This window comes from Micromonospora sp. NPDC047812 (assembly GCF_040704175.1).
GTDB lineage: Bacteria > Actinomycetota > Actinomycetes > Mycobacteriales > Micromonosporaceae > Micromonospora.
In genome coordinates, this window is sequence record NZ_JBEYRY010000011.1 from 97026 (window position 1) to 122240 (window position 25215).

General features: G+C 74.5%; 21 protein-coding genes and 1 riboswitch. Of the genes, 13 read left to right on the forward strand and 8 right to left on the reverse strand.

All coding sequences use genetic code 11. The features are described 5' to 3' along the window. Positions 1–17: 17 nt before the first annotated feature. From AB0883_RS27035 to AB0883_RS27045, 3 genes are read right to left on the reverse strand one after another with little or no spacing between them, the layout of a single operon-like run. Positions 18–1079, reverse strand: a complete 1062-nt coding sequence (locus AB0883_RS27035) for a hypothetical protein (RefSeq protein WP_366644138.1) — start codon at positions 1077–1079, stop codon at positions 18–20. A gap of 52 nt (positions 1080–1131) precedes the next feature. Next, positions 1132–2202 carry a hypothetical protein gene (locus AB0883_RS27040; protein WP_366644139.1) on the reverse strand — a complete coding sequence of 357 codons (1071 nt, stop codon included), beginning with the start codon at positions 2200–2202 and terminating at the stop codon, positions 1132–1134. A 46-nt stretch (positions 2203–2248) separates the two neighbouring features. Then, positions 2249–3880: a serine/threonine-protein kinase gene (locus AB0883_RS27045; RefSeq protein ID WP_366644140.1), complete on the reverse strand. Its 1632-nt coding sequence runs from the start codon at positions 3878–3880 to the stop codon at positions 2249–2251. 272 nt (positions 3881–4152) lie between these two features. On the opposite strand from AB0883_RS27045, the gene AB0883_RS27050 reads away from it, so the two are divergent. Then, positions 4153–5712, forward strand: coding sequence for an ATP-binding protein (locus tag AB0883_RS27050; protein WP_366644141.1), 1560 nt, complete (start codon positions 4153–4155; stop codon positions 5710–5712). Positions 5713–5734: 22 nt separating this feature from the next. Here AB0883_RS27050 and AB0883_RS27055 read toward each other — a convergent pair whose 3' ends face one another. Beyond that, complete coding sequence (locus tag AB0883_RS27055) at positions 5735–6589, reverse strand: SPFH domain-containing protein (protein WP_366644142.1); 855 nt, start codon at positions 6587–6589, stop codon at positions 5735–5737. A 93-nt stretch (positions 6590–6682) separates the two neighbouring features. After that, entirely contained in the window at positions 6683–7918 is a 1236-nt protein-coding gene (locus AB0883_RS27060) for an MFS transporter (RefSeq protein WP_366644143.1), read from the reverse strand. A 249-nt stretch (positions 7919–8167) separates the two neighbouring features. Here AB0883_RS27060 and AB0883_RS27065 point away from each other — a divergent pair, with 249 nt between their 5' ends. From AB0883_RS27065 to AB0883_RS27080, 4 genes are all read left to right on the forward strand, one after another. After that, positions 8168–8899, forward strand: coding sequence for an RraA family protein (locus AB0883_RS27065; RefSeq protein ID WP_366644144.1), 732 nt, complete (start codon positions 8168–8170; stop codon positions 8897–8899). A 69-nt stretch (positions 8900–8968) separates the two neighbouring features. Further along, positions 8969–9080, forward strand: a riboswitch (SAM riboswitch). A gap of 273 nt (positions 9081–9353) precedes the next feature. After that, on the forward strand, positions 9354–10208 hold the full coding sequence (locus tag AB0883_RS27070; RefSeq protein WP_366644145.1) for an ABC transporter substrate-binding protein: 855 nt from the start codon (positions 9354–9356) through the stop codon (positions 10206–10208). Between the two features lie 40 nt (positions 10209–10248). Then, the gene (locus AB0883_RS27075) at positions 10249–11028 is read left to right on the forward strand and encodes an amino acid ABC transporter permease (RefSeq protein ID WP_366644146.1); all 780 of its coding nucleotides are present in this window, start codon (positions 10249–10251) and stop codon (positions 11026–11028) included. Between the two features lie 2 nt (positions 11029–11030). Then, positions 11031–11768 (forward strand): amino acid ABC transporter ATP-binding protein, encoded by a 738-nt coding sequence (locus AB0883_RS27080; RefSeq protein ID WP_121399320.1) that lies wholly within the window; start codon positions 11031–11033, stop codon positions 11766–11768. A gap of 54 nt (positions 11769–11822) precedes the next feature. Here the strand turns inward: AB0883_RS27080 and AB0883_RS27085 are convergent, their stop codons facing one another. Then, complete coding sequence (locus AB0883_RS27085) at positions 11823–12524, reverse strand: phosphotransferase (RefSeq protein ID WP_366644147.1); 702 nt, start codon at positions 12522–12524, stop codon at positions 11823–11825. A 154-nt stretch (positions 12525–12678) separates the two neighbouring features. On the opposite strand from AB0883_RS27085, the gene AB0883_RS27090 reads away from it, so the two are divergent. The 6 genes from AB0883_RS27090 to dinB all read left to right on the forward strand — a co-directional run bounded on the left by AB0883_RS27090 (position 12679) and on the right by dinB (position 19509). After that, on the forward strand, positions 12679–13788 hold the full coding sequence (locus AB0883_RS27090) for an N-acetylmuramoyl-L-alanine amidase (RefSeq protein ID WP_366644148.1): 1110 nt from the start codon (positions 12679–12681) through the stop codon (positions 13786–13788). Positions 13789–13908: 120 nt separating this feature from the next. After that, positions 13909–14322: a VOC family protein gene (locus tag AB0883_RS27095; protein WP_366644149.1), complete on the forward strand. Its 414-nt coding sequence runs from the start codon at positions 13909–13911 to the stop codon at positions 14320–14322. Between the two features lie 240 nt (positions 14323–14562). Next, a complete protein-coding gene (locus AB0883_RS27100) occupies positions 14563–15783 on the forward strand; it encodes a GAF domain-containing SpoIIE family protein phosphatase (RefSeq protein WP_366644150.1) in 1221 nt (406 codons plus the stop codon). Between the two features lie 107 nt (positions 15784–15890). Continuing rightward, positions 15891–17465: an FMN-binding glutamate synthase family protein gene (locus tag AB0883_RS27105; RefSeq protein WP_366644151.1), complete on the forward strand. Its 1575-nt coding sequence runs from the start codon at positions 15891–15893 to the stop codon at positions 17463–17465. Positions 17466–17700: 235 nt separating this feature from the next. Then, complete coding sequence (locus AB0883_RS27110; RefSeq protein ID WP_366644152.1) at positions 17701–18225, forward strand: N-acetyltransferase; 525 nt, start codon at positions 17701–17703, stop codon at positions 18223–18225. Between the two features lie 96 nt (positions 18226–18321). Next, entirely contained in the window at positions 18322–19509 is a 1188-nt protein-coding gene (gene dinB / locus AB0883_RS27115) for a DNA polymerase IV (protein ID WP_366644153.1), read from the forward strand. 92 nt (positions 19510–19601) lie between these two features. Here the strand turns inward: dinB and AB0883_RS27120 are convergent, their stop codons facing one another. Then, a complete protein-coding gene (locus AB0883_RS27120; protein WP_366644154.1) occupies positions 19602–21206 on the reverse strand; it encodes a Na+/H+ antiporter in 1605 nt (534 codons plus the stop codon). A gap of 196 nt (positions 21207–21402) precedes the next feature. Then, positions 21403–23835 (reverse strand): M14 family metallopeptidase, encoded by a 2433-nt coding sequence (locus tag AB0883_RS27125; RefSeq protein ID WP_366644155.1) that lies wholly within the window; start codon positions 23833–23835, stop codon positions 21403–21405. A gap of 405 nt (positions 23836–24240) precedes the next feature. On the opposite strand from AB0883_RS27125, the gene AB0883_RS27130 reads away from it, so the two are divergent. Together AB0883_RS27130 and AB0883_RS27135 are read left to right on the forward strand one after the other, a co-directional pair. Further along, positions 24241–24720 (forward strand): hypothetical protein, encoded by a 480-nt coding sequence (locus AB0883_RS27130; RefSeq protein ID WP_366644156.1) that lies wholly within the window; start codon positions 24241–24243, stop codon positions 24718–24720. A 148-nt stretch (positions 24721–24868) separates the two neighbouring features. Continuing rightward, on the forward strand, positions 24869–25204 hold the full coding sequence (locus AB0883_RS27135) for a hypothetical protein (protein ID WP_366644157.1): 336 nt from the start codon (positions 24869–24871) through the stop codon (positions 25202–25204). Positions 25205–25215 lie beyond the last annotated feature (11 nt).

Here is a 25215-nt window from a genome sequence, read left to right on the forward strand (position 1 = left end):
CCGGCGGCGGTACGCGGTCAGCGGCGGCGCTGCTCGCCGTCCAGCGGCGGGATCACCATGGTGGCCTCGCTGTCCTCGCCCGCCGGGCGGGACGGGGCGGTGGCGTCGCCCGAGGTGACCTGGGTGGCGGCCGGTCCGCCCTGCCGCGGCACGGGCACGGTCGGGTCGGTGTCGGCGCGGGGACCGGAGACCACCTGCGTGGCGTCCGGGTCCGCCGCGACGCGCGGGCCGGCAACCACCTGGGTGGCCTCCGGGTCGGTGTCGAGGCGCGGGCCGGCGACCACCTGCGTGGCGTCCGGGTCGCCGCCCACCGGGCCGCCGTCCGTGGCCGCCCCGGCGAGGTGGGCCGCGCTGTCGCGGCGTCCGGCCTGGTAGGCGCGCGCGTGCTCGGCGATCAGCTGTGACTCCCGCTCGGCCCGGCTCAGCCACGACTCCCAGCGGCTCTGCATGGGACGGACCAGCCCGCCGCCCACGCCGACGACGAGGATGCCACCGACGGTGGCCAGCACCGCGATCAGCACCGGCGTGGTGACCGCGGTGGCCACGCCGATCTGGTTGAGCGCGGCGATGACGCCCAGGCCGAGGATGAACACGGAGGCGACGGTGGCCAGGATCCGGCCGTACGACAGCCCGCCCAGGGCGCCGCTGATGATGTCCTTCACCGCGTTGGCGATGGCCGCGGCGACCACGACGATGACGATCGCGACGAAGGCGCGGGGCAGCCAGGCGATCACGCCCGCGATCAGGTCGGAGATCGGGTTCGGGCCCCAGATGCCGAAGGCCAGCTGGAGGGTCACCAGCAGCACCCCGTAGTAGGCGAGCTTGGCGACGATGTCACTGGCGTCGTACCGGGAGCGGGCCAGGGCCCGCCGGATCCCGCCGCGTTCCACGGCCCGGTCGAAGCCCACCCGCTCCAGCACCTTGTCCACGATCTTCAGCACGGCCTTGGCGATCAGCCAGCCGGCCACCAGGATCGCCACGAAGGCGACGGCCTTGGGCAGGAACAGCATCACCGACCGGAGGGCGTCCCCCACCGCGTCGCCGAAGTTCTCTCTCATCGGAATTCCTCCACACGGCATCCGGGTTCGTCCGGCCCGACCTACCCCCGGCGGCGACCGGGGAAACGCCCCGTCAGCGGCGTCGGCAGTCGTAGGACACCGGGGTCTCGGCCTGCACCGGAGCGGGTGAGGTGATGTTGACAGTGGCCGTCTCGGTCGTGGTGCCCACGCCGCTGAAGGTCCAGCGCAGCGTCAGCTCGACGGTGCGCTGGCCGCGCCCGACCCGCTCGGTCAGCAGGCTGCCGGGCGCGCTGCCGGTACGCAGCCACTGGTAGCGGATCTCCCCCGCCCGGCCGTTTGTCGACACGGTGGCGACCACGTCGACGGTGACGTCGCACCGGTCACCTGCCGGCTGGGGCACCGCCACCGTCACACCCGTCACCTCCAGCGGGCTGATCCGCTGCCAGAGGTAGAGGCCGACGACCGCGAGCAGCGCGACGGTCAGCAGGGTCGACAGCACCGAGGTCACCGTCCGCCACACCGGGCGCCGCCGTGGCGGCGCGGGCACTGGCCACGCGGGCGCCGGAGGCGGGGTGGCCGGCACGCCCGGCCCGAACCGCACCTCCCCGCCGGGCGCGGTGCCGGCGGCACCGGTGGGTCCGCCGAAGAGCGTCCCCGGGCCGAATCCGGTGGTACGCCCGGTCGCGGTCGCGCTCGCGTGCCCGGCTCCCACGGCCGTCGCCCCCGTGCTCCGCTGCCCCGGAGCGGGCTGCGCCGCCGGCCACGGCACGGCCCGCCCGCCCGGGGCGCGCTGCGGCGTCGTCGGCTCGCCGTAGGCCGGGTGCACGGTCGCCTCGTCCTGGGCCAGGTACACGGTCGCCTCGTCCTGGGCCAGGTGCACGGTCGCCTCGTCGCGGGTCAGACGCACCGTCGCCTCGTCGCGGGTCGGGTGCGCCGTGGGCTGCCCGGTCGCGCGGTGGGCGGTCGGCTGCTCCGCCGCCAGGTACACGGTCGCGTCACCCGGAGCCAGGCGCGCCGTCGGCTCCCCGGCGGCCAGGTACACGGTCGCGTCCCGCGAGGGCAGGTGCGCGGCCGGCTCGGCCGGCGGCTGCGGCCGGCGGACGTCGAGGCGGGCGGTCGCCGCGTCGTCGTCCGGCTGCCGGTGGTTGGGCAGCGCCCCGGTCGGGTCGTTCGGCTGGGTCACGGCGGCCCACCCTCCGTCGTCGTGGTCGGCATCCGGGTGTCCGGGCTCAGCCCGAGGTGCAGGACGGGTACAGCGTCACGTGGACCGGCGAGCCCTCGGGCGAGGCGTTGCCGGCCTCGTCCACGGCGACGACCCGGACCGGGATCCGGGTGCTGGTCGCCGGCCGGGGCAGGTCGCCGAGGACGCCCCGGAACGACCCGCGTCCACCGGACGCCATGGTCACCTCGGTGGTGCGGCCGTCCAGCGTGTACCGGAAGCTCACTCTCAGCTTCCCGGCCGTCGTACGGTCGTCGGAGACGACCGCGGAGATCGTGCTGGACGTGGGCCCGTACGGGCAGCCCCGGGGATCGAGTCCGGTCGGACCGGCCGCGACCCGCCCGACGGAGGGCGCGACGGTGTCCGCCGGCGCGGCGCTGGTGCTGGCCGACGCGGTCGGCGGGGCGGGGGCGGACGTGGTCGGCGAGGCGGCCGGCTCCGGTGCCGCCGTCGTGGCGGCCGGCGCGACGGGAGGGGCCGGCGTGGGCGTCGTCCCGGCCGCCGGGGTGGGCGGCGCGACGGCCGACGTGGACGGCGTGCCCGTCGGCTCCGTCAGCTCCGTCGGCGCCTCGGGTGCGGCCGGCCCGGCGGCGGGCAGCGGCTCGTCGCGGCCGGCGTAGGTGAGCCCGGCGCCGCCGAGCAGCAGCGCCGCCGCCAGCCCGCCGCCGACCAGCGCCGCGCGGGCGCGGCCGGATCGCTGCCACGTCCACCGGCCCGACCCCTCGCCGAACGCGGTGCTGGCCAGGCTGGTGGCCCCGCCGGTGCCGTCGGGGAACGGGAAGAGGGCGGCGAGCAGGGCCGCCCGCCGGGCCAGCTCGCGCAGGCCGCGCTCCTCCCACCGCTGCCCGTACGCGTCGGCCGCCACCCGCTCCAGCAGGGCGAGGAAGACCTGGGCGGGTTGCGGTCGCTCGGCCGGCTGCTTGGCCATGCCGTGCCGCAGCAGGTCGTGCACCGGCACGGGAGCGGGTTCGGTGGGGATCGGCGCGCGGGCGTGCTGCTGGCGCAGGGTGATCAGGTCCCGCCCGTCGAAGGGCGGCCGGCCGGTCAGGCACTCGTAGAAGGTGGCGGTGGCCGCGTAGATGTCGCAGGCCGGGCTCGCCGGCGCGCCCGTCCACTGCTCGGGCGCCATGTAGCGGGGAGTGCCGGTGACGCTGACCCCGGAGCTCTCGCCCACCGGCATGGCGATGCCGAAGTCGGCCAACTTGCTGGTGCCCTCGGCGGTGACCAGCACGTTCTCCGGCTTGTAGTCGCGGTGTACGACGCCCCGGGCGTGCGCCGCGCCGAGCCCGGCCAGCGAGCCCTTGAGGACGCAGAGCGCCGACTCCGGCGTCGTCGGTCCGTGCGCGCGCAGCATCTGCCGCAGCGACACGCCGTTGACCAGCTCCATGACGATCGCCGCGCCGCCGGGCGACTCGACGTACTCGTAGAGGCGGGAGACGTGCGGGTCGTCGATCCCGGCCAGCAGCCGGGCCTCGGCGCGGAACGCGGTGCGGAACGCCGGATCGTCGCCGATCCCGCCGGTGAGGTACTTGATCGCGACCGGTGTGCCGGTCGCGTCGTGCACGGCGAGGTCCACCCGGCCGGACGCACCGGCGCCGAGTTGCCGCACCGGGCGGTAGCCGGAGACCTGCCAGCCGGTCACGCGTGCACCTCCCCGCCCCCGGGGGCGGTGGGGCCGCCTCCGGGGGTCATTGTGGTCGCGTGCGGCGGCGCGGCCATCGGCGCAACGGCTGTTTCCGGCTGCCGTACGTCCGGGGCGTCCCGGCGGGTGGCGGCATGGTCGGTTACGGACACACGGCCACTGGTACCACCCGCCGGCAAGCGTGCCGCGCAGCGCCCTCCCGCCCGGCCGACTGCACTAAGGTGCAGGCCGTGGGCAGCGAGGCGACTCCCGAGGCATCCACCCGACGGCCGATGACGACCCGTCGGTGGCTCACTGTCCTGTTGCTGACGATGACCGCCCTGGTCCTGCTCGGCGGGGGCGCCGGCGCCGCCGCGCTGAGGCACACCGCCGCCGTCTCCAACCACCTCGCCGACCGGGTCGCCCCGGCCCGTACGGCCGTCGGCCAGCTCGACAGCGGCCTGCTCGCCCAGGCGGCGGCCGTACGCGGCCACGTCGTCACCGCCGATCCGCGGTTCCTCGACTCGTACCGGCAGAGCGTCGAGAGCGAACGCGCGACCATGTCCCGGCTGCGCGGTCTGCTCGCCGACGAGCCGGCGGCGCTGGGCGACCTGGACCGGGCGCAGCGGCTGGCCGACCGCTGGCGCACGGAGTTCGCCGAGCGCCTGGTCGCCTCCCGGCAGGCCGGCGGGACGCCGGAGGAGCTGGCGCCGCTGGTGACCGGGGACGCGGAGACCTTCGCGGCGGTGCGCGCCGAGCTGACCGGGCTGGTCGGCCGCCTCGACGGGATCCGCGACGCCGGCCGGGACGACCTCGACAGCGCCCGGGCGCTGCGGGACCTGACCTTCGTGGTGATCCTGGCGGCCCTGCTGCTGTGCGGGATCGTCGGATCCGTGCTGGTGCGTACGCGGGTGCTGCGGCCGCTGGACCGGCTGGGCGCCTCGGTGCGGCGGGTGGCCGGCGGCGACTTCCGGCACCGGCTGCGGCCCGACGGCCCGGCCGACATCGCCCGGCTGACCAGCGACGTGGAGACGATGCGCCGCACCGTGGTGGAGGCGTGGGAGCGCAGCCAGCACGACCGGGACGCCCTGGAACAGCAGGCGGCCGAGCTGCGCCGCTCCAACGAGGACCTGGAGCAGTTCGCGTACGTCGCGTCGCACGACCTTCAGGAGCCGCTGCGCAAGGTGGCGTCGTTCTGCCAGATGCTGGAGCGCCGCTACGCCGACCAGCTCGACGACCGGGCCCGGCAGTACATCGGCTTCGCCGTCGACGGGGCGAGCCGGATGCAGGAGCTGATCAGCGATCTGCTCACGTTCTCCCGGATCGGCCGGGTCTACGGCGACCTGCGGGAGGTCGACCTGGCCGAGGTGTTCGCGCAGGCCGAGGTGAACCTGTCCCGGGCGGTGGACGAGTCCGGCGCGACGATCACCCGCGACCCGCTGCCCACCGTGCGGGGCGAGCCGACCCTGCTGACCATGCTGTGGCAGAACCTGCTGGGCAACGCGGTCAAGTTCCGCAGCCCCGAGAGGGCGCCGCTGATCCGGGTGACGGTGACGGACACCGGGGAGGCGTGGTCCTTCGCCGTCGAGGACAACGGCATCGGCATCGACCCCCGGTACGCCGAGAAGATCTTCGTCATCTTCCAACGCCTGCACCCCCGGGGCACGTACCCGGGCACCGGCATCGGGCTCGCGGTGTGCAAGAAGGTCGTCGAGTTCCACGGCGGCACGTTGAGCCTGGACGAGGGGTACCGCGACGGGACCCGCTTCGTGTTCACGATTCCGCGGCTGCCGACGGCTGCCGTACCCGCGCAGGCGGGCGAGCCGGCCGCGGAGTCGGCGGCCGAGGTCTGAGAGTCTTTCCCACCGCCCCGGATCAGGCCTGCGGGCGCCGGTGGCCGTCGCCGGGCACCGGCGCGGCGGGTTCCGGCCGCCCGACCGGCGGGCGCTCCGCCGCCGGTGGCTCCGCGCCCCGGGTGAACTTGTCGAAGAAGCGCAGCAGCTCCACCGGGAACGGCATCACCAGCGTGCTGTTCTTCTCCGCCGCCACGTCCACCACCGTCTGCAACAGCCGCAGCTGGTAGGCCCCCGGCGTGCTCGCCATCGCCCGGGAGGCGTCGGCGAGCCGGCGGGACGCCTGGTACTCGCCGTCGGCGGCGATCACCCGGGCGCGGCGTTCGCGTTCCGCCTCGGCCTGGCGGGACATCGACCGTTTCATCCCCTCGGGCAGCGCGACGTCCTTGACCTCGACCCGCTCGATCAGCAGCCCCCACGGCCCCTCCGTCGGCGCGTCGATGACCGCCTTCAGCTCGGCGTTGACCCGGTCCCGGTCGCCGAGCACGGTGTCCAGGTCGGCCTTGCCGATCACCGAACGCAGGGCGGTCTGTGCCACCTGGAGCACGGCCGAGGGGTAGTCGTGGACGTTGACCAACGCCTTCACCGGGTCGACGACCCGGTAGTAGACCACCGCGTCTACGGTGAGGGTGACGTTGTCCCGGGTGATCGCCCCCTGCGGAGGCACACCGATGACGGTCGTCTGCATGCTGACCCGGACCATCCGGTCGGCGACCGGGACGATCAGCCGCAGGCCGGGCTCCCGGACCGGCGCCAGCACCCGGCCGAAGCGGAAGACGACGCCGCGCTGGTACTGCTGCACCAGCCGGACGCTCAGCGCGCCGACGAGCGCCAGGAGCGCGACCACGATCACCACGCCGACCACGACCGTTTCCACGGCACCCCCGATCCGAACGGCTCCCCGGCCGGCCCTTTCCCGCTGCGGCGGGAAGTAGTCCCGGCACCGCCGGTGGCCGGCCGGCCCGTCGGATCAGCCCGCCGATCCGCCGCCGTCGAACCTGCGGGCGGCCACCAGCGCGATCCCGCACGCCGCGACGGCGCTCAGCGGGGCGACGAGGAAGCCGACGACGACCTCCCCCGTCGCGTCCAGCACCGCGCCGGCCACCGCCGCGCCGCCCGCGCTGCCGACCGAGAACGCCGTCGCCGCCCAGGCGAACGCCTCGGCCACCGTGCCGACGGGCGCCACGTCGTCGATCGCGACGAAGGCGATGGTCAGCAGTGCCGGAAGCGCGAGCCCGCTCACGGCCATCAGCGCCAGCATCACGGCCGGGGCCGGGGTGAGCAGCAACGGCAGGTAGCCGGCGGCGAAGACCCCGACGGCACGCGGCAGGGTGGCGTACCGGCGCAGGCCGCCGAAGCGTACGTAGAGCAGGCCGCCGACCAGGGCCCCGGTGGCCTGCGCGGCGAGCAGCCAACCCGCCCAGGATCGGGCCCCGGCGGACTCGGCGTACCCGGTCGCGGCGACGGCCACGCTGCCCACCGCCGCGCCGACCAGCAGCAGCGCCCCCAGAACCAGCCGGAGCCGGTTGGCGCGCAGCGGCCCGGCCCAGTGGCGTACCGCCGGCTCACCGCGCCAGCGGCGGACCGCGTCGGTCGTGGCGAACCACGCGGTGCCGGCGGCCTGGAAGAGCGCGGCGGCGGCCAGACCGCCGCTCGGGCCGGCCAGGCCCACGGCGGCGAGCGTGACCACCGGGCCGAGGATGAAGATGGTCTCCTGCACGGCGATGTCCAACGTGTACGCGGTCTGCACCCGGTGCGCGGGGAGCAGGTCGCGCCAGAGCACCCGCAGGCACGACTCGAAGGGCGGCGCGCCCGCCCCGGCCAGGGCGGCGGCGAACACGGTGACCGGCAGGTTGACGTGTGCGGCGGTGAGCGCGAAGCCGATCGTCGACGCCGTCACGGCCAGCCACAGCACCGGCGGCTGTCGCCAGCGCTGCGCCAGCCGGGCGAGCATCGGCTGGCCCACGGCGGTGCCGGCGGTGAACGCGCCGACCAGCAGGCCCGCGACGGTCAGTGTCATCGTCTCCCGTGCGAAGACGAGCAGGGCCAGCGGGGCGGCGCCCAGCGGAATCCGGCCGAGCAGGCTGGCCGCCAGCACCCGGGCGGTCTGCGGCGCCCGCAGCACGGCGAGGGCGGAGGTGTCGGTGGGGTCGGCGGGCGCGGGATCGGCGGGCGGTACGAGTTGGCGGTGATCGGGTCCGGGCATGACTGGGCGCTCCCAAGGCGTGGCGGAGATGGACCGGGGTCGACGGAGTGCCGGGCCGGTCAGGGAACGTAGTCGGAGCGCTCGTGGCCGTCGCCGTACAGCGGAAGGTCCGGGGTGACCCAGCGACCGTGCGCGGTGGCGACGGCATGCGGCGGGGTCACGACAAACAGTCTAGACCCGCACGCCGCCACCGCAGGGGCCAGCCGGATCGGATTGGACCTCGCTGCGGCACCACCCGTGCTCCCTACGATGACGGCCCACGACCCGCCGCACCGCCGGGAGGACGTCATGCGGGAGCGCTTCGCCGAGCTGTCCACGCCGCTGGTCGCCGACGCCTGCGTACGCCTCGGCGTGCCCCCGCGCGCGGCACCGGCCGGGATCCGGGCGGTCGTCCCCGGTCACCGCCTCGTGGGCCGGGCGCTGCCGGTGCGCCACCACGGCAGCGTGGACGTGTTCCTGGAGGCGTACGGCAACGCCGCCCCCGGTGACGTCCTGGTCATCGACAACGGCGGCCGGAGCGACGAGGCGTGCGTCGGGGACCTGGCGGTGCTGGAGGGCGTCGCGGCCGGGATCGCCGGCCTCGTCGTCTGGGGCCTGCACCGGGACACGCCGGAGCTGGTGGAGATCGGGCTGCCCGTCTTCAGCTACGGCTGCCTCCCGGCGGGCCCGGCCCGCCTCGACCCGCGGGAGCCGGAGACGCTCACCAGCGCCCGGGTCGGGCCGCACCTGGTGACCGCCGACGACCTCGTCGTCGCCGACGACGACGGGGTGTTGTTCCTGCCCGCAGGGCGCGCCCCCGACCTGTTCGCGGCGGCGGAGCGCATCGGGACCGTCGAGCGGGTCCAGGCGCGGCGGATCCGCGCCGGGGAGACGCTGCGGGAGCAGACCGCCTTCGCCGACTACCTGGCCCGCCGCGCCGTCGACCCCGCCCACACCTTCCGGCAGCACCTGCGCCAGGTCGGCGGGGCGATCGAGGAGTGAGTGGGGACGCGTGAGGGTGGTCATAACGGCTGGACGGCCCACCGTGTCGGGCTGCTAGCCTCGTCGGCAGGTCATGAGCGCCAGCGTCAAGCCCCGGCTCGCTGGCCGGCAACCCTCGTCCGCGCAGGGGTGCCCCGGGTGAGGACCAGGCACCGGAGCGGCTCCGGTGCAAGCGCGGCCTGGTTCCCAGGTCGACACCGACCGAGGAGAGCCATGTCCTTCCGCATCTGCGCCCCACCGGCGGTCCCCGCCGTGGCCCCGACGTCGCCGGCACTGACCCGGCGCCGCCACATCGACACGATGCGGGTCTGCGCCACCTCCTGTCGCCCCGGCGACGCGCGCTAGGCGCGCCACCCCTTCTTTCCCGAACCATCTCAGCGGTACGCCCATCGGGCGCACCGTCGGCGACGCACGCCCCGTGCCTGTCGCCGCAGACACCCCATCGGAGACACCTGTGCGAATCCTCTCGTCCCTCACCCGGGCCGCCGCCCTCGGCGTGGCCGCCGTCCTCGCCGCCACCGCCCTGACCGCCTGCGGCGACGACGCGGCCAGCGCGACCGACAACCCTTACGGCCTGCTCCAGCCGGGCGTGCTGCGCGCCGGCACGCTCACCGACGCCCCGCCGAACGTCTACCTCAAGGACGGCAAGTTCACCGGCTTCGACAACGACCTGCTCACCGCGGTCGCCGCGAAGGTCGGCCTGAAGGTGGAGTTCGTCGGCACCGACTTCTCCGCGCTGCTCTCCCAGGTCAACAACCGCAAGTTCGACGTCGGCAGCTCCTCGATCACGATCACCGAGGCGCGCAAGAAGACCGTCGACTTCGGCAACGGCTACGACTTCGGCCACTTCGGACTCGACGTGCCGGCCGGCTCGCCGATCACCGGATTCGACCAGCTCGCCGGCAAGCGGGTCGTGGTCGTGCAGGGCACCGTCCAGGACGACTACGCCACCGGCGAGGGGCTCGACCCGGTCCGGGTGCCCGACTACAACGGCGCGATCAACCAGCTCAAGGCCGGCACGGCCGACGCCTGGATCGCCCCGGCCGAGATCGGCGACAAGTCGGCCGCCGACAGCGGCGGCAAGATCACCGTTGCGGCCAAGCTGCTCAGCCCGGCTCCCACGGCGTACGCGTTCGCCAAGGGCAACGACAAGCTGCGCGAGGCGCTGGACAAGGGCCTCGACGAGGTGATCGCGGACGGCACGTGGAGCCGCCTGCAGGCCCAGTACTACCCGGGCCGCCCGATCCCGGCCGACTTCACGCCGGGCAGCGGCACGGTGCCGGTGCCGTCGGCGTCGGCCACCTCCTGAGACGTACGGACGACGAGCGAGCGGGGCGGTAGGAGCGACGATGGATCCGTTGAGCACCCTGTGGGAGACCTTCTTCGACGCGGACTCCATGCGCGAGGCGCTGCCCGAGATGCTGACGGTGGGGCTGCCCAACACGCTGATCCTGGCGATCTCCGCCGCCCTGCTCGGCTCGGTGCTCGGCATGGCGCTGGCCGTCGCGGGCATCTCGCGTACCCGATGGTTGCGGTGGCCGGCGCGGGTCTACACCGACGTGTTCCGCGGCCTGCCCGCCGCGGCGACGATCCTGCTCATCGGGGTCGGCCTCGCGCCGCTGGGCATGCAGGTGTGGGGGCCCAACCCGTATCCCCTGGGCATCCTGGCGCTGTCACTGATCGCGGCGGCCTACATCGGCGAGATCTTCCGCTCCGGCATCCAGTCGGTGGAGGCCGCGCAGCTGGAGGGGGCCCGGGCGCTGGGCCTGTCCTGGGGCGAGGCGATGCGCCTGGTGATCGTCCCGCAGGGGATCCGGCGGGTGCTGCCGGCCTGGGTGAACCAGCTGATCGCGCTCATCAAGGACTCCAGCCTGGTCTACTTCCTCGGCCTGCTGGCCAGCCAGCGGGAGCTGTTCCGCATCGGGCAGGACTACGCGGCGAACACCGGCAACCAGTCCGCGCTGCTGCTCGCCGGGCTGTTCTACCTGACCCTGACGGTTCCGCTGACGCACGCCGTCAACTGGATCGACCGGCGGCTGCGGCACGGCCGGCAGGCCACCGTGCCGGGTGACGCCGACGACGACCTCGACCTGGCGCTGCCGGGCGCGGCGGGAGGGAACCAGCGATGACGATCGACACCACGACCTCGGTGAGCCTCAGCGTCCGCGACGTGCACCTGGCCTTCGGATCGCACCGGGTGCTGCGCGGGGTGGACCTGGACGTGGCGCGCGGGGCGACGGCCTGCGTGATCGGCCCGTCCGGGTCGGGCAAGTCCACCCTGCTGCGCACGATCAACCGCCTGATCGAGCCCGACCGCGGCGACGTGCTGCTGGACGGGCGCAGCGTGCTGGGCGACGACCCGGACGCCCTGCGGCAGCGGATCGGCATGGTCTTCCAGCAGTTCAACCTCTTCCCGCACATGAGCGTGCTGCGCAACGTCACCCTCGCGCTGCGCCGGATCCGCAGGCTCGGTGAGGACGAGGCGGTGGCCGTCGCCCGCGAGCACCTGGAGCTGGTGGGGCTCGCGGCCAAGGCCGACGCCCGCCCGGCGCACCTGTCCGGCGGGCAGCAGCAGCGGGTCGCGATCGCCCGCGCGCTGGCGTTGCGCCCGCAGGTGATGCTCTTCGACGAGGCGACCTCCGCCCTGGACCCGGAGCTGGTCAAGGGCGTGCTCGGGCTGATGGCCGAGCTGTCCGCCGGGGGTATGACGATGGTGGTGGTCACCCACGAGATGGGTTTCGCCCGCGAGGTCGCCGACACCGTGGCGTTCATGGATCGCGGGGTGGTGCTGGAGGCCGGCGAGCCGGCCGCGATCTTCGAGCGGGCCGAGCACCCCCGGCTGCGCCGCTTCCTCTCCCAGGTGCTCTAGCGCCGAGCCGGTCAGGTCGGTGAACCGACCCGTGCGGTGCCCTGGGTCTCGTCCTCAACGCGTGGGCAGGCTCCGCAGTTCCGCGGTGAGCTGTTCGAGGTACTCGGGTGGCCCGGCCTCGGCGAACCACAGCCACAGTTCGGCGGCGTGGATCGGCAACCAGGCCCGGACCGTGGCCGGGTCAGCTCCGTAGCCCTCGACGAGGACGTCGAACGACCGCGGGTCCTTCCGCGCGGCGCCCCAGGCCGCACGCGACAGTTCTCTGAGCGGGTCACCGAGGTGGGCCGCCTCCCAGTCGATGACCGCCGTGATGTCGCCGTTCGCGGCGAGGATGTTCCCGTCGGTCCAGTCGCCGTGACAGAACGCCGTGCGACCGGCCGGTGGAACGGCGAGTGGAAGCGGGGGGCCGCCGGCGTCGCGGTAGCGGCGGATCATCAGCGCGTCGTCCGGCGCGGCCGGCAGCCCGTCAGGTGGCGGCAGCTCGTGGAGCCGACGGAGCAGTGTCGCCGAGGCACGCAGCCCGTCGAGTCGTACGGCGGCGTCCTCGCTGTCCAGTCGTTCACCCGGCATGAGTGTCATGAGGATCGAGCCCGGCCTGACCTCGACGAGCTCGGGAACCGGCATGCCCGTGTCAGCGAGCGCCCGCAGGGCGAGCACCTCGGTGTCGTGGCGGGAGGGTTGCGTCATCCGCTTCTCGACCAGGCGGCGCCCCTCGCGCTCCACCAGCCGGACGTGCCCGACCGCTCCTTGCCGCATCCCGCCATCCTGCCAGGCCCGGAAGGCTGGCGTAGCGCCGAGTCTTGGCAATATCCTCCACTGCACACGCGATGCCTGGAGTTCCTTTTCATGGGGCCGCCCCGCCCCCACCTCCGGCCGCAGAGGAGATGCCATGCACGTCGAGAATTCCGCAGTGGACCGCCGAACCCTGCTGCGGGCCGGCCTCGGTGCCGCCACGGTCGCGGTCGTCGGCAGCCAACTCGCCCTCCCGTCCGCCGCGCAGGCGGACCCCGGCACCGATCTGGACTGGATCTACAGCTGCGACGAGTGGGGCGCGCGCCCACCGGCGGACCCGCTGGCGGTCAGCGCCATCCCCACCAACAAGATCATCGTGCACCACATGGCGTTCCCGAACGTCACCGACTACTCCGAGGCGCAGGCTGTCAAGCTGGCCCGCGACTGCCAGAACCTGCACATGGACGGCAACGGCTGGTCCGACACCGGCCAGCACTTCACCATCAGCCGCGGCGGGTACGTCATGGAAGGGCGCCGGGGCAGCCTGGAGCGGTTGCGGGCCGGCGACCGGCAGATGATCTCGGCGCACTGCCCGGGCGAGAACGGCCGGGCCATCGGCATCGAGAACGAGGGCACGTACGTCACCGAGACGCCGCCGGAGGCCCTGCTGGACTCGCTGGTCACGCTCTGCGCGACCATCTGCCGGCGGTACGGGCTGCACGCCCACGACATCTTCGGCCACTGGGACTTCCGCACCACGCTGTGCCCCGGGGCCGCCTTCTACGGGCAGTTCCCCGCCCTGCGCCGCCGGGTCTTCGAGGCGCTCGGCACCGACCTCGCCGACGTGCCGGCCCGCCGCTGGCCGGACCTGTGGCGCTTCGTCGGTTCCCCCTCCGTCCGGGTGGTGCAGTACCTGCTGGCCCACCGCGGCTACACCGTGCCGGTCAACAGCGTCTTCGACGCCGCCACCGTCGCCGCGGTGCAGGACTGGCAGTTCCGCAACGGCATCCCGGTCGACGTCGACGCCACCCTCACCGCGCCCACCTGGGAGACCCTGGTGCCGGAGCTGGGCAAGGACGCCACCGGCCTCCCGGTCACCGCCGTGCAGTTCCTGCTGAACTTCCGGGGCCACCCCGGGGTCGCCGTCACCGGCGAGTACGACCACCCGACCAGGACGGCCGTCAAGGACATCCAGCGCAGCCACGGCCTGCCGGCCCACGGCAAGCTGGACCTCGACACCTGGTGCGCGCTCGTCGGCGGCGTCGTACGCCGGTCGTTCCGCCACTGACCACCGCCGCCGGCCCGTGGGGGCGCACCGCCCCGGCGGGCCGGCGAAACGCGGCGCACCTCACCCCCGCCAGGCTCCTGATCTGCGACGATGACTCCGTCACGACCGGAGGAGGGTGCTGTGGCGTCTCGACTCAACCCGTACTTCAGCTTCCCGGGCAACGCACGGGAGGCGATGGAGTTCTACCACCGCGTGTTCGGCGGTTCGCTGTCGATGGACACCTTCGGCTCGATGGGCACCGACGATCCCGCGCTGGCCGACAAGATCATGCACGCGATGCTGGAGACCGACCGGGGCTTCACCCTGATGGGCTCGGACACCGCGCCCGGCATGGAGCACGACCCCGGCACCAACGTCTCCGTCAGCCTCAGCGGCGACGACGCCGACGACCTGCGCGGCTACTGGGAGAAGCTCACCGAGGGCGGCACGGTGACCGTGCCCCGGGAGAAGCAGATGTGGGGCGACGAGTTCGGCATGTGCGTCGACCGCTTCGGCATCGGCTGGATGGTGAACATCGGCCAGCCCCGGGGCTGACGAGGTGTGGCGGCGGCGCGAGCGGGTAGGGACCGCTGTCCGACGGGCCCGGGGCACCTGACCGTCCGTCAACGCGGCGGACGCACGTCGCTGCGTGCCCGTGGCGACCGGATCGCGGTGATCCGCCGGCCCACGCTCCAGGCCTCGGCGACCCGCCGCTGGTCCTGACCGCCCGGGCCCGGGCCGGTCAGGCGCAGCGCCGAAGGCGGCGGACGCAGCCGGCAGGGCTAGGATCCGGTGGTGGCCGATCAGGGGCTCATCCAGGACGACGAACGGTTACGCCGCATCGAGGCCGTGACCGACGCGACGCTGTCCCGCCTCGACGCGGCCGACCTCTTCGACGAGCTCCTCGACCGCGTCCGGGACCTGCTCGACGTCGACACCGCGGCCATCCTCATGCTGGACACGCACTCCCAGCAGCTCGTGGCCACCGCGGCCAAGGGGCTGGAGGAGGAGGTCCGGCAGGGATTCCGCGTCTCCGTGGGCCGCGGGTTCGCCGGCCGGATCGCCCTGACCCGACGGCCGGTCCTCGTCGAGGAGGTCACCCCCGACGTCGTGGTCAACCCGGTCCTGCTGGCGATGGGGCTACGGTCGCTGCTCGGCGTGCCGATGTTCGCCCGGGGCGAGCTGATCGGCGTGCTGCACGTCGGCACGCTGGGCCAACGCCGGTTCACCAGCGACGACGTACGCCTGCTGGAACTGGTCGCCGACCGGGCCAGCCTGGCCAACTTCGCCCGGTCCAACAACATCGACCACAACGCCGCGCTCGCCCTGCAACGCAGCCTGCTGCCCGCCCAGCTGCCCAGCCTGCCGGGCCTGGACATGGCCGCCCGGTACGTGCCCGGGCACGTCGCCGGAATCGGCGGCGACTGGTACGACGTGTTCGTCCTGCCCTCGGGCTGGCTGGGCCTGGTCATCGGCGACGTGTCGGGCCACGGCCTGCAGTCGGCCGTGATCATGGGGCGCGTCCGCAGCGCGCTGCGCGCCTACGCGCTGGTCTGCGACGACCCGGCGGAGGCGTTGACGCTCCTCGACCGCAAGGTCGGCCACTTCGAGGCCGGGAACCTCACCACGGCGCTCTACGCCATGGTCTCCCCCGACCGGACCCGCATCCGGCTCTCCTCCGCCGGCCACCTGCGCCCCGTCCTCGCCGCGCCGGGCCAGCCGGGCGCACCGGTCCCGGTCCACGCCGACCCCCCGCTCGGTTCGGGCCGCCGGCCGCCGCCCCGGCAACAGACGGAGGTGGACTTCCCGCCCGGCGCGGTGCTCGTCTGCTTCACCGACGGCCTCGTCGAACGCCGTTACGAGGTCATCGACGTCGGTCTCGATCAGCTCGTCGACGTGGTCCGCCCGGCTCCGGCCGAGGAGGTGTGCGCCACGGTCATGGACGCCCTCGGCGCCGAGCGGCCGACCGACGACATCGCCATGCTGGTCGTCCACCGCCTCCTGACGCCGGGCTGATCCGGCGGGCCGTCGGCCGTTCCCGGGAGCGCCGTCCTGGTCGGCGACGCCGGCCGCGTGACCGCCGGCCCGTTTGGCGGGAGGCGATCGCGGAAAGAGTGGCGGGCATGAAGTGGGCAAGCCGAGCCGTACCCGCCGCCGTCGCCGCCGTCGCGGCCCTGGCCGCACGCGACCTGATCCAGCGCGAGCACGCGTTGCTGCGTACCTTCCCGGTCCTCGGCCGGGCCCGGTACCTGCTGGAGTCCATCGGGCCGGAGTTGCGCCAGTACATCGTCGCGGGCAACAACGAGGAGCGGCCGTTCACCCGCGACCAGCGCCGCTGGGTGTACGCGTCGGCGAAGCAGCAGAACAACTACTTCGGCTTCGGAACCGACAACGACATCGAGTTCACGCCCGGATATCCGATCATCAAGCACCGCACCTTCGGTCGGGCCGTCCCGCCGTCGACGCCCGGCGCCGGACACGACGTGCGGCTGCCGTGCGCCAAGGTGCTCGGCGCCGCGCGGGGCCGCGCCCACGCGTTCCGGCCCGAGTCGGTGGTGAACATCTCCGGGATGAGCTTCGGCTCGTTGTCCGGCAACGCCGTCGAGGCGCTCAACCGGGGCGCCGCCCTGGCCGGCTGCCTGCAGAACACCGGCGAGGGCGGGCTGTCGCCGTACCACCGCAAGGGCGGTGACCTGGTCTTCCAGATCGGCACCGCGTACTTCGGCTGCCGGGACGAACGCGGCCGGTTCAGTCTCGACCGGCTCAAGGACCTGGTCGCCGGCGCGCCGGTGCGGGCGCTGGAGATCAAGCTCAGCCAGGGTGCCAAGCCCAGCCTCGGCGGCCTGCTGCCGGCGGCCAAGGTCTCCGCGGAGATCGCGGCGACCCGGGGCATCCCGCAGGGACGCGACTGCGTCAGCCCGTCCCGGCACGCCGAGTTCTCCGACTGCGACAGCCTGCTCGACTGGGTGGAGCTGCTCGCCGCCGAGACCGGCCTGCCGGTCGGCATCAAGTCCGCGGTGGGCGACCTCGGCTTCTGGGAGGAGCTGACCACCCTGATGCGCGACACCGGGCGTGGGGTCGACTTCGTCACCGTCGACGGTGGCGAGGGCGGCACCGGCGCCGCGCCGCTGATCTTCACGGACTCGGTGTCGCTGCCGTTCCAGCAGGGCTTCGCCCGGGTCTACAAGGTCTTCGCCGAGCAGGAACTGCACGAGCAGGTGGTGTTCGTCGGCGCCGGCAAGCTCGGCCTGCCCGACAACGCGGTGGTGGCGTTCGCGCTCGGCTGCGACATGGTCAACGTCGGCCGGGAGGCGATGCTGGCGATCGGCTGCATCCAGGCTCAGAAGTGCCACACCGACACCTGCCCCACCGGCGTCGCCACCCAGAACCCGTGGCTCGCTCGGGGCGTGGACCCCGGCTCCAAGTCCGTCCGCGCGGCCAACTACGTCCGGACGCTGCGCCGGGACCTGGTCAAGGTCGCCGAGGCGTGCGGCGTCGAGCACCCGGGCCTCATCGACACCGACGCGATCGAGGTCCTCGACGGCCGCACCGCCTCACACCCCCTGCACGAGGTGTACGGCTACCGTCCCGAGTGGGGGCTGCCGTCCGCCGCCGACCGGGCGCAGATCGTCCGGCTGATGACGGCGGAGGCCCCCCAGGGCGGCACCGCCCCACCCTCGCCGACCGCGATGTCCTGACCGTCCGCGACGCGCCGCACGGGTACGCGGAGTTCCTGGCCGCCGCGGGGTGGACGCCCGGCATCGCCGGAATCACCCCTCGGCGGTGCCGGATCCTGATACTCGCCGCGGCCGTCCTCTTCGTGCTCGTCGCCCTCGTCGTGCGCGCGGCGACCGGCGTCGGCGGCACACGGGGTGAGCGGGCGACGCCGTTAATGGCGCGCGTCGGGTGCACGACGGCACCTATCGTGGCCCGGTGCTGATCAGACGCGAGACCCCCGCCGACGTCGACGCGATCCGGGCGGTGCACCTGGCCGCCTTCGTCGACCCGCAGAAGCCGGACGCCGTACCCGTCGAGGCGGGGTTGGTGGACGCGCTGCGGGCCGACGACGGGTGGCTGCCGGCCCTCTCCCTCGTCGCGGCGGACGACGCCGGGCAGGTGGTCGGGCACGTGGTGTGCACGCGGGGCCGGGTCGCCGGCGAGCCGGTCGCGCTGGGGTTGGGTCCGCTCGGCGTGCTTCCGGCCTGGCAGCGGCGCGGGGTCGGCTCCGCGCTGATGCACGCGGTGCTCGGCGCGGCCGACGCACGCGAGGAGGCCCTGGTGGTGCTGCTCGGCCATCCCGACTACTACCCGCGCTTCGGGTTCCGCCCGGCGGTCGACCTCGGCGTCACCCCGCCGCAGCCGTGGGGGCCGCGCCACTTCATGGCCCGGCCGCTGAGCGCCTGGCGGTCGTCGATCCGCGGCGCGTTCGCCTACGCCCGCCCGTTCGACGAGCTGTAGGCCGCCGCGCCGGCCCCGGCGCCTCCGGGCATCTCACCCGGCGATGTTCGGGCAGGTCAGCACCGCTGTCGCGGGCTTCTGTGCGAACATGTGTTCGTGTCGCGAGAGGCCAGCATCCTGCACGCCGACCTGGACGCGTTCTACGCGTCGGTCGAGCAGCGGGACGATCCGCGCCTGCGCGGCCGGCCGGTGATCGTCGGCGGGGGCGTGGTCCTCGCGTGCAGCTACGAGGCGAAGGCCCGGGGCGTCCACAGCGCGATGGGCGGCCGGCAGGCCCGGCGGCTCTGCCCCGAGGCGATCGTCGTGCCGCCGAGGATGGCGGCCTACACGGCGGCGAGCCGCGCGGTGTTCGAGATCTTCCGGCGGACCACCCCGATCGTCGAGGGGCTCTCCATCGACGAGGCGTTCCTCGACGTGGGCGGCCTGCGCCGGCTGGTCGGTCCGCCCGCCGACGTCGCCGCCCGGCTGCGCCGGGAGGTACGCGAGGGCGTCGGCCTGCCGATCACGGTGGGCGTGGCCCGCACGAAGTTCCTCGCCAAGGTGGCCAGCGGCGTCGCCAAGCCCGACGGCCTGCTGGTCGTCCCGCCGGACGGGGAGCTGGCGTTCCTGCACCCGTTGCCGGTGGAGCGGCTGTGGGGCGTCGGGCCGGTGACCGCGACGAAGCTGCGCGAGCGACGCATCCGTACGGTCGGGCAGGTCGCCCGCCTCGGCGAGGCGACGCTGGTCTCGCTGCTCGGCGCGGGCGCCGGTCGGCACCTGCACGCCCTGGCGCACAACCGCGACCCCCGGCCGGTGCAGGTCGGCCGCCGACGCGGGTCGATGGGCGCGCAGCACGCCCTCGCCCCCGTCCCGCACTCCCCCGCCGAGCTGGAGGCGGTCCTCGCCGGCCTGGTCGACCGGGTGACCCGGCGGATGCGGGCGGCGACGCGGGCCGGCCGGACGGTGACGCTGCGCCTGCGGTTCGGCGACTACACCCGCGCGACCCGCTCCCGCACGGTGGCCAAGGCGACCGCCGACACGGCCCCGCTGCTCGCCGCGGCGCGGGCGCTGCTGCGGGCCGCGCTGCCCGAGATCGAACGGCGGGGCGTGACCCTGCTCGGCGTGTCGGTCGGAAACCTGGACGACTCCCCCGTCCAGCCGCCGCTGCCGTTCGACCGCGATCCGGGGGCGGACCTGGACGCGGCCGTGGACGCGGTGCGCGACCGGTTCGGGTCGGGGGCGCTCACCCGGGCGGTGCTGCTCGGCCGGGACCCCGGCCTGGAGATGCCGCTACTGCCGGACTGAACCGTCGTGCCGGCGGGACGCCCCACGGCACCGGCCCGCGAGGGCAGGACGGCGCGCGACGCGGCAGCGACGGTCACGGCGGCGGGAACAGGTCAGGACGGGGGCAGCGACGGCAGGACGCTCTCCTCGTGGTCCAGCTCCCGCTCCAGGATGCGCATGTCGGCGTCGGCGAGACGACCCGCGTCCCGCCAGGCGAGCAGTTCGTCCCGCTCGGCGGCGATCATCTCCCGGCGGGCCAGCAGGGCCGCACGGTAGCGGTCGTCCACCGGCAGCACCTGGTCCTCGACGTGGGAGAGCAGTGCCACCCGTTCGGTGTAGCGCTTGTGGCGGCCCTCGGCGGCCCGGCGCAGCGGGGCCGCGACGTCACGTACGCCCGGGTCGGCCTCGGCGAGGGCGGCCAGCCGGTCGAGGGCGGCCTGCACCGCCGCGGCGCGGGCCTCGTTGCGGGTCAACGCCCGGCTGACGGCGGTGCCCGGCAGTCGCAGCCGGCGCAGCAGCGGGGCGAAGGTCAGCCCCTGACCGACGAGGGTGACCAGCACCACCAGGTACGCGCAGAACAGCAGCAGGTCCCGGGCGGGCGTGCTCGCGGGCAGCGTGAACGCCGCCGCGAGGGTGATGACGCCCCGGGTTCCCGCCCAGCTCAGCGCGAGCAGCTCCCGACCGGACAACGGTGGGTTGTCGGGCCGGGGGTCGCCGCCGAGGCGGGCGTGCATCCGGGCGGGCAGGTGCGCGGCGGCCAGCAGCCACAGCGGACGCACCAGCAGCACGATGCCGACGGTGACGGCCCCCGCCGCGACGACGGTGCCGAGGTCGTAGGCGGCCAGCCCGCGTACGACGGCGGGCAACTGCTGGCCGATGAGCAGGAACACGTAGCCCTCGAGGAGGTACTCCACCAGGTGCCAGACCGAACGGGTCTGCAGCCGTGCGCCGCTGGACTGCAGGGACGCGCTGCGGTGGCCCAGCCAGAGGCCGGCCACGACGACCGCCAGGACGCCGGAGACGTGCAGGCTCTCGGCCGCCACGTAGGCGGCGAAGGGGGTGCCCAGGGACAGGGCGTTGTCGGTCAGCGGATCGGAGGCCGCCTTCCGCAGGTACGCGATGACCCACGCCACGGCCATGCCGACGGCCAGCCCGCCGGCGGCGACGAACAGGAAGTCGCCCACGGCGTGCCCGACGGAGAACCTGCCGCCGATCGCCGTCGCCACGGCCACCTGGAGGATCGTCAGGGCGGTCGCGTCGTTGAGCAGCCCCTCCCCCTCGACCAGCGTGGTCAGCCGGGGCGACATGCCGGCACGCCGGCCGATCGACAGCGCCGCCACCGGGTCCGGCGGGGAGACCGCCGCGCCCACCGCGACGGCGAAGCTCAGCGGGACGGCGGCCACCACCGCGTGGAGCCCGAAACCCACGGCGAGCGCCGTGACCAGGACGAGCGCCACCGACAGGCCGATCACGGTCCGGGCGTTGCGGCGCAGCGCGGTCAGGCTCGACTGCAGGGCGGCGCCGTAGAGCAGCGGGGGGATGACGAGGTAGAGCACGACCTCGGGGTCGAGTTCCAGGTTCGGGCCGGGCAGGTAGCCGTAGCCGATCCCGGCGAGCACCAGCAGCACCGACGCCGGCAGGTGGGTGCGGCGGGCCAGGGCGTTGGCCAGGACGACCACGACCAGGCCGCCGAGGGCCAGAGCCACCAGCTCGCCCATCCCGCCGGTCCCTCCCGCTGTCGGCATCCGCCCCCGGCCACCACCGTAACCGATCATGCGGCGGTGGCCGGCGGGTGCGCCTCCCGTCGCCGGGGGGCGACACGCGGCGGGGCGTGCCCGCCACCCCGGGCGCGGCCGACACGCGGCGGGGGTGCGCCGGGTGGGACCCCGACGCACCCCCGTGCGCGACCGGCCGTCAGCGCCCCGGCGGCACGGCGGTGTCCCTGCGGTAGTTGCGGCCGTTGCCGTCGGGGCGGTAGTTGTTCTCGACGTTGCCCGCCGAGTCCACGGAGAACCAGTGGATCCGGGTTCCCGCCGGGACGGTCAGCGTCTCCCCGCCCTCCCGGATGCCGGCCGAGCCGTAGAGCTTCGACGCGTACGTGGGGGCGGCCCGGTCGAGGGTGTAGAAGACGGCGGCCGGCTCGCTGGTGGAGAAGGTCACGTCCACCATGCCGGGCGTCGCGCTGGGCGCGACCGCCAGCGAGCTGCGCGGCCGGGTCCGGTCCTTGGCGAAGTCCCGGGCCACCCGCATCAGCTCGACCAGGCCGTTGGCGAACTCCAGCGTCTCGGCGTGCGCCTCGTCCCACTCCGGCTGGAAGGAGGTGCCGACCTCGAAGTTCCAGGCGTAGATGCCGTACTTGTACCAGAGCATGTCCCCGGAGTTGCCGGCCGCCGAGTAGAGCACGTCGGAGATCGGGCCCGTGCGCGCCGGGGTCACCGCCATGTTGCGGTGCCGCTTGATGGCGGCCAGGATCCGCGACGAGGCGCCCCAGAACGCCGACTCCTCGGCGAGCGTCGGGCGGGGCGCGGAGACGCGGTCGGGCAGCGCGTACGCCCCTGGCGACCACATGAAGTAGTTGCCCGAGGAGTGCAGGTTCATCGAGAACCTGATGTTCGGCCGGGAGGCCAGCCAGTCGAGGTTGCGGTTCTCCGGCTCGGACAGCTCGCCAGGCCCGGCGTACGTGCCGCTGGTGCAGCTCGCCGACGCCCCCGAGTAGCCGTCGAAGAGGCTGTACTCGGTGTAGTTGCGGTTGTTGTCCACGCCCCAGGAGTTGCGCGCCAGGAAGTCGGCCGCCCCGGTCGTCGGGCAGTGGTTGGTCATGTTCTTGCGCTGCGAGTTGAAGTCGTAGAAGGAGTAGTGGCCGCCGTCGGGGTTGACCGAGGGGGCGATCCAGATGTCGAGGCTGTCGAGCAGCTGCCGGGTCCGCCCGTCGTGGGCGTAGTTGCGCAGCAGCCGCTCGGCGGTCTCGACGGTCACCAGCGGCGGCACCCACTCGCGGGCGTGCTCCTGCGCGTAGGCGAGCACGCCGAGCTTCGAGCCGTCCCGGTGCTTGCCGATGCGGATGGCGTACACCGGGTGCGGGTCGCGGGAGACGCTCGCCGGCGCGTTCAGACCGTCGCTGAGCGGGGTCCGCGCGGCCGGCGCGACCACGCCGCCGCCCGGGCTGCCCCGATAGGTGTACGCCCGCACGAGCGCCCCGGCCCCGGCGTTGATCGCCGCGACGACCTGGGCGGCGGTGCTGGTCACCGCGCCGTCGCCGTCGGTACCCAGGGTGACCCGGACGGCCGCGCCGGCGACGGTCACCGACAGCGGCGCGTTCGCCGCGCCCGGGTCCGCCAGCTCCACGGAGACGTCGTTGCCGCCCTCGTGCCCCCAGGCCAGGGAGTCCACCGCGACGCGGCTGTCGGCGGCGGCGCCCAGCACCGCCTGGGCGTGCCGCCGGTAGCCGTTGGTCCGGTACGGCAGCTCGACGACCTCGGCCAGCCGGGGGAACTCGGCCGCCAGCTGATGGATCCGCCCGTACAGCTCGGTCGGCGTCAGGTAGCTGGTGACGAAGTCCTTCTGGTAGCCCGGGCCCTCGGGGCCGTCGCCGGAGGTGGGGAGCCACTCGCGCACCTGGGCCACGGCGACGTCGCCGGTCGGGCTGGTGATGCGGATCCGGTCGGGCCGGCTGGTCACCTGCGCGGCTCCACGGTGGTACAGGTAGACGCCGGCGTCGACGAAACGGGAGATCGTCTGCGTACCGCCCGAGCCGATCTCGGTGCCCGGGCCGCTGTCCCGCTCGACGGTGAGGGCGTCGGCGGCGGTCTGGCCCTGCGCCCACTTCGCCTCGACGGAGAGGACCTGGCTCGTTCCGGAGGTGTAGTAGTCCGCCCGGATGATCTTGACGTCGGACGCGGCGGCGGTGGCCGGACCGCGCGCCGCGGCGGCGAACTCGCGGTTCTGCGCGACGTGCCCGGCGATGGTCGCCTCGCGTTCCGCCACCCGGGCCCGGGCGTCGGCGGGGCGGTGCAGCACCTCGCCGAGGGTGAAACCGGCCCTGGTCAGCGCCGCGGCCTCGCTGGCGGTGACGACCGCGTGCGCGACGACCCCGTTCCCGGTGCGGGTGACGTGGTGGTCGAGGTCGACGCCGGTGGCGACGAGGGCGTCCAGTTGGGCGGTGCCGGCGAGCAGCACCTCGACGACGTTCGCCTCCTCGTCGGCGACCCGGACCAGCTCGACCGGGGGTGCTGCGGCGGGCACGACGGCCGAGGCCGGGCTGACCAGCAGCACCGCGGCCGTGGCGGCGGCGAGCGCGGCCGGAACGGGGAGGCGGCGTCGCCACCGGGGAGCGAGGGGATCACGCATGTGTCCGCCCTTCTGATGTCGGCAGGGTGGCCGGACGGAGCCGAGGGACCGCCCGGGTTGCGCGTGCTCCGCCCCGCCGGTCGCGCGTGCACGACCGCGCGTCGCGACGCGGCGGAGGGGAGCTGGTGGTGGTGTCCGGTTGCGACGGACCGACGCCGCCGGGCGCGGAAGCGTCGTCGGGCTGATGGACGAGAGGGCGTTCCGGTCGAGGTCGGTGGACTGGAGTCATCCTCAGCGCACACAAAGTGATCTGTCAATCCCCGTCGATGTCCCGGCCGCGCCGCCGGTGGACCCGCGAGCCGCCTTGCGGCCGGCGGTGAGTAGGTGTGCTCACGCCCTGCCCGGAGGCCGCCCACATACTTACCCGAGCAGCGTGGACCGGCCCGCGGGAAGAAGGCGACACACATGACCGAGCCGCACCGACTGACGTTGCCGATCACCGCGCTCGCCCTGGTGCTCGGCACACCGGTGGCTGCCTGGTGGCTCATCGGCGACCTGACCAACGACGAGGCCCGACGACTCGCCGCCGAGGGCGTCGAGTTGGACTACGCGATCCGGCCGGTGAGCCTCGGCCCGGCGGGCGACCGGATCGTCGGCGTCCTGGCGTGCGTCGGTGTCGTCGTCGCGCTCGCCTGGCTGCTCCGGCCCACCGCACGACGCCGTCTCGACCCCCGGTGGTGGTGGGTGCTGGCACCGCTCGTCGGAGCCGGCGTCCTCGTCGGCCTCGGCTGGCGGGTGCTGACCGCCGGAGGAATCGGCGCCAACATCGGCGCGGGGCTCATGGTCATCGCAGGTGGGCCGGCGCTGGCGGTCCTGCTGATCGTCGCCGCCGTCGCGGCGGTGCGGATGCGCCGGCCGCGGCGAGGCCCGGACGCCTCCGAGTGACGACCAGGGCCCACTGCCCTCGCCCGTCCCGCTGCCGGTGGAGGGCTCCGCGGCCCTGCTCCGCAGCCTGGAAGGGGTGTCGAGGTTTCGGCGGCGTGGAAACTGGAGAAGCTGAAGATCGCACCTGCGCTCAAGGGGGATCAAACTCGTGTCCGACACCACCGACCGGTCCGACCGTCAGGCAGACCGTCCCGCCGAGGTGACCGACCCGTTGCTGTGGAAGCTCGCCCTGGACGTGGCCGACGCCCACGAACCGGACGGGGACGGCGGGTGCCGCAACCTGCTCTGCGCGGGCCAGGCCTGGCCCTGCCCGGCCTGGAACAACGCCCAGCGCGCCCTGCGCATGGCCCGGTCCGACTCCGGGCAGTCGTCGCCGCACGCGGTGCGGCAGGCTGGCGGCCAGGGCCGCTCGGACAGGCCTGCCGCCGCCGGGTTGGCGCAGCGCACCCGACCGAACGACCCCCGGGCCGCGTCGGCGGCCTAGTGCTCCAGCCC

Coding starts and splice junctions, on each gene's coding strand:
- AB0883_RS27130 (WP_366644156.1), top strand. CDS start 24,241: ATGACCGAGCCGCACCGACTGACGTTGCCGATCACCGCGCTCGCCCTG.
- AB0883_RS27120 (WP_366644154.1), bottom strand. CDS start 21,206: ATGGGCGAGCTGGTGGCTCTGGCCCTCGGCGGCCTGGTCGTGGTCGTC.
- AB0883_RS27060 (WP_366644143.1), bottom strand. CDS start 7,918: ATGCCCGGACCCGATCACCGCCAACTCGTACCGCCCGCCGATCCCGCG.
- AB0883_RS27050 (WP_366644141.1), top strand. CDS start 4,153: ATGACGACCCGTCGGTGGCTCACTGTCCTGTTGCTGACGATGACCGCC.
- AB0883_RS27105 (WP_366644151.1), top strand. CDS start 15,891: ATGAAGTGGGCAAGCCGAGCCGTACCCGCCGCCGTCGCCGCCGTCGCG.
- AB0883_RS27075 (WP_366644146.1), top strand. CDS start 10,249: ATGGATCCGTTGAGCACCCTGTGGGAGACCTTCTTCGACGCGGACTCC.
- AB0883_RS27065 (WP_366644144.1), top strand. CDS start 8,168: ATGACGGCCCACGACCCGCCGCACCGCCGGGAGGACGTCATGCGGGAG.
- AB0883_RS27035 (WP_366644138.1), bottom strand. CDS start 1,079: ATGCCGTGTGGAGGAATTCCGATGAGAGAGAACTTCGGCGACGCGGTG.
- AB0883_RS27125 (WP_366644155.1), bottom strand. CDS start 23,835: ATGCGTGATCCCCTCGCTCCCCGGTGGCGACGCCGCCTCCCCGTTCCG.
- AB0883_RS27085 (WP_366644147.1), bottom strand. CDS start 12,524: ATGCGGCAAGGAGCGGTCGGGCACGTCCGGCTGGTGGAGCGCGAGGGG.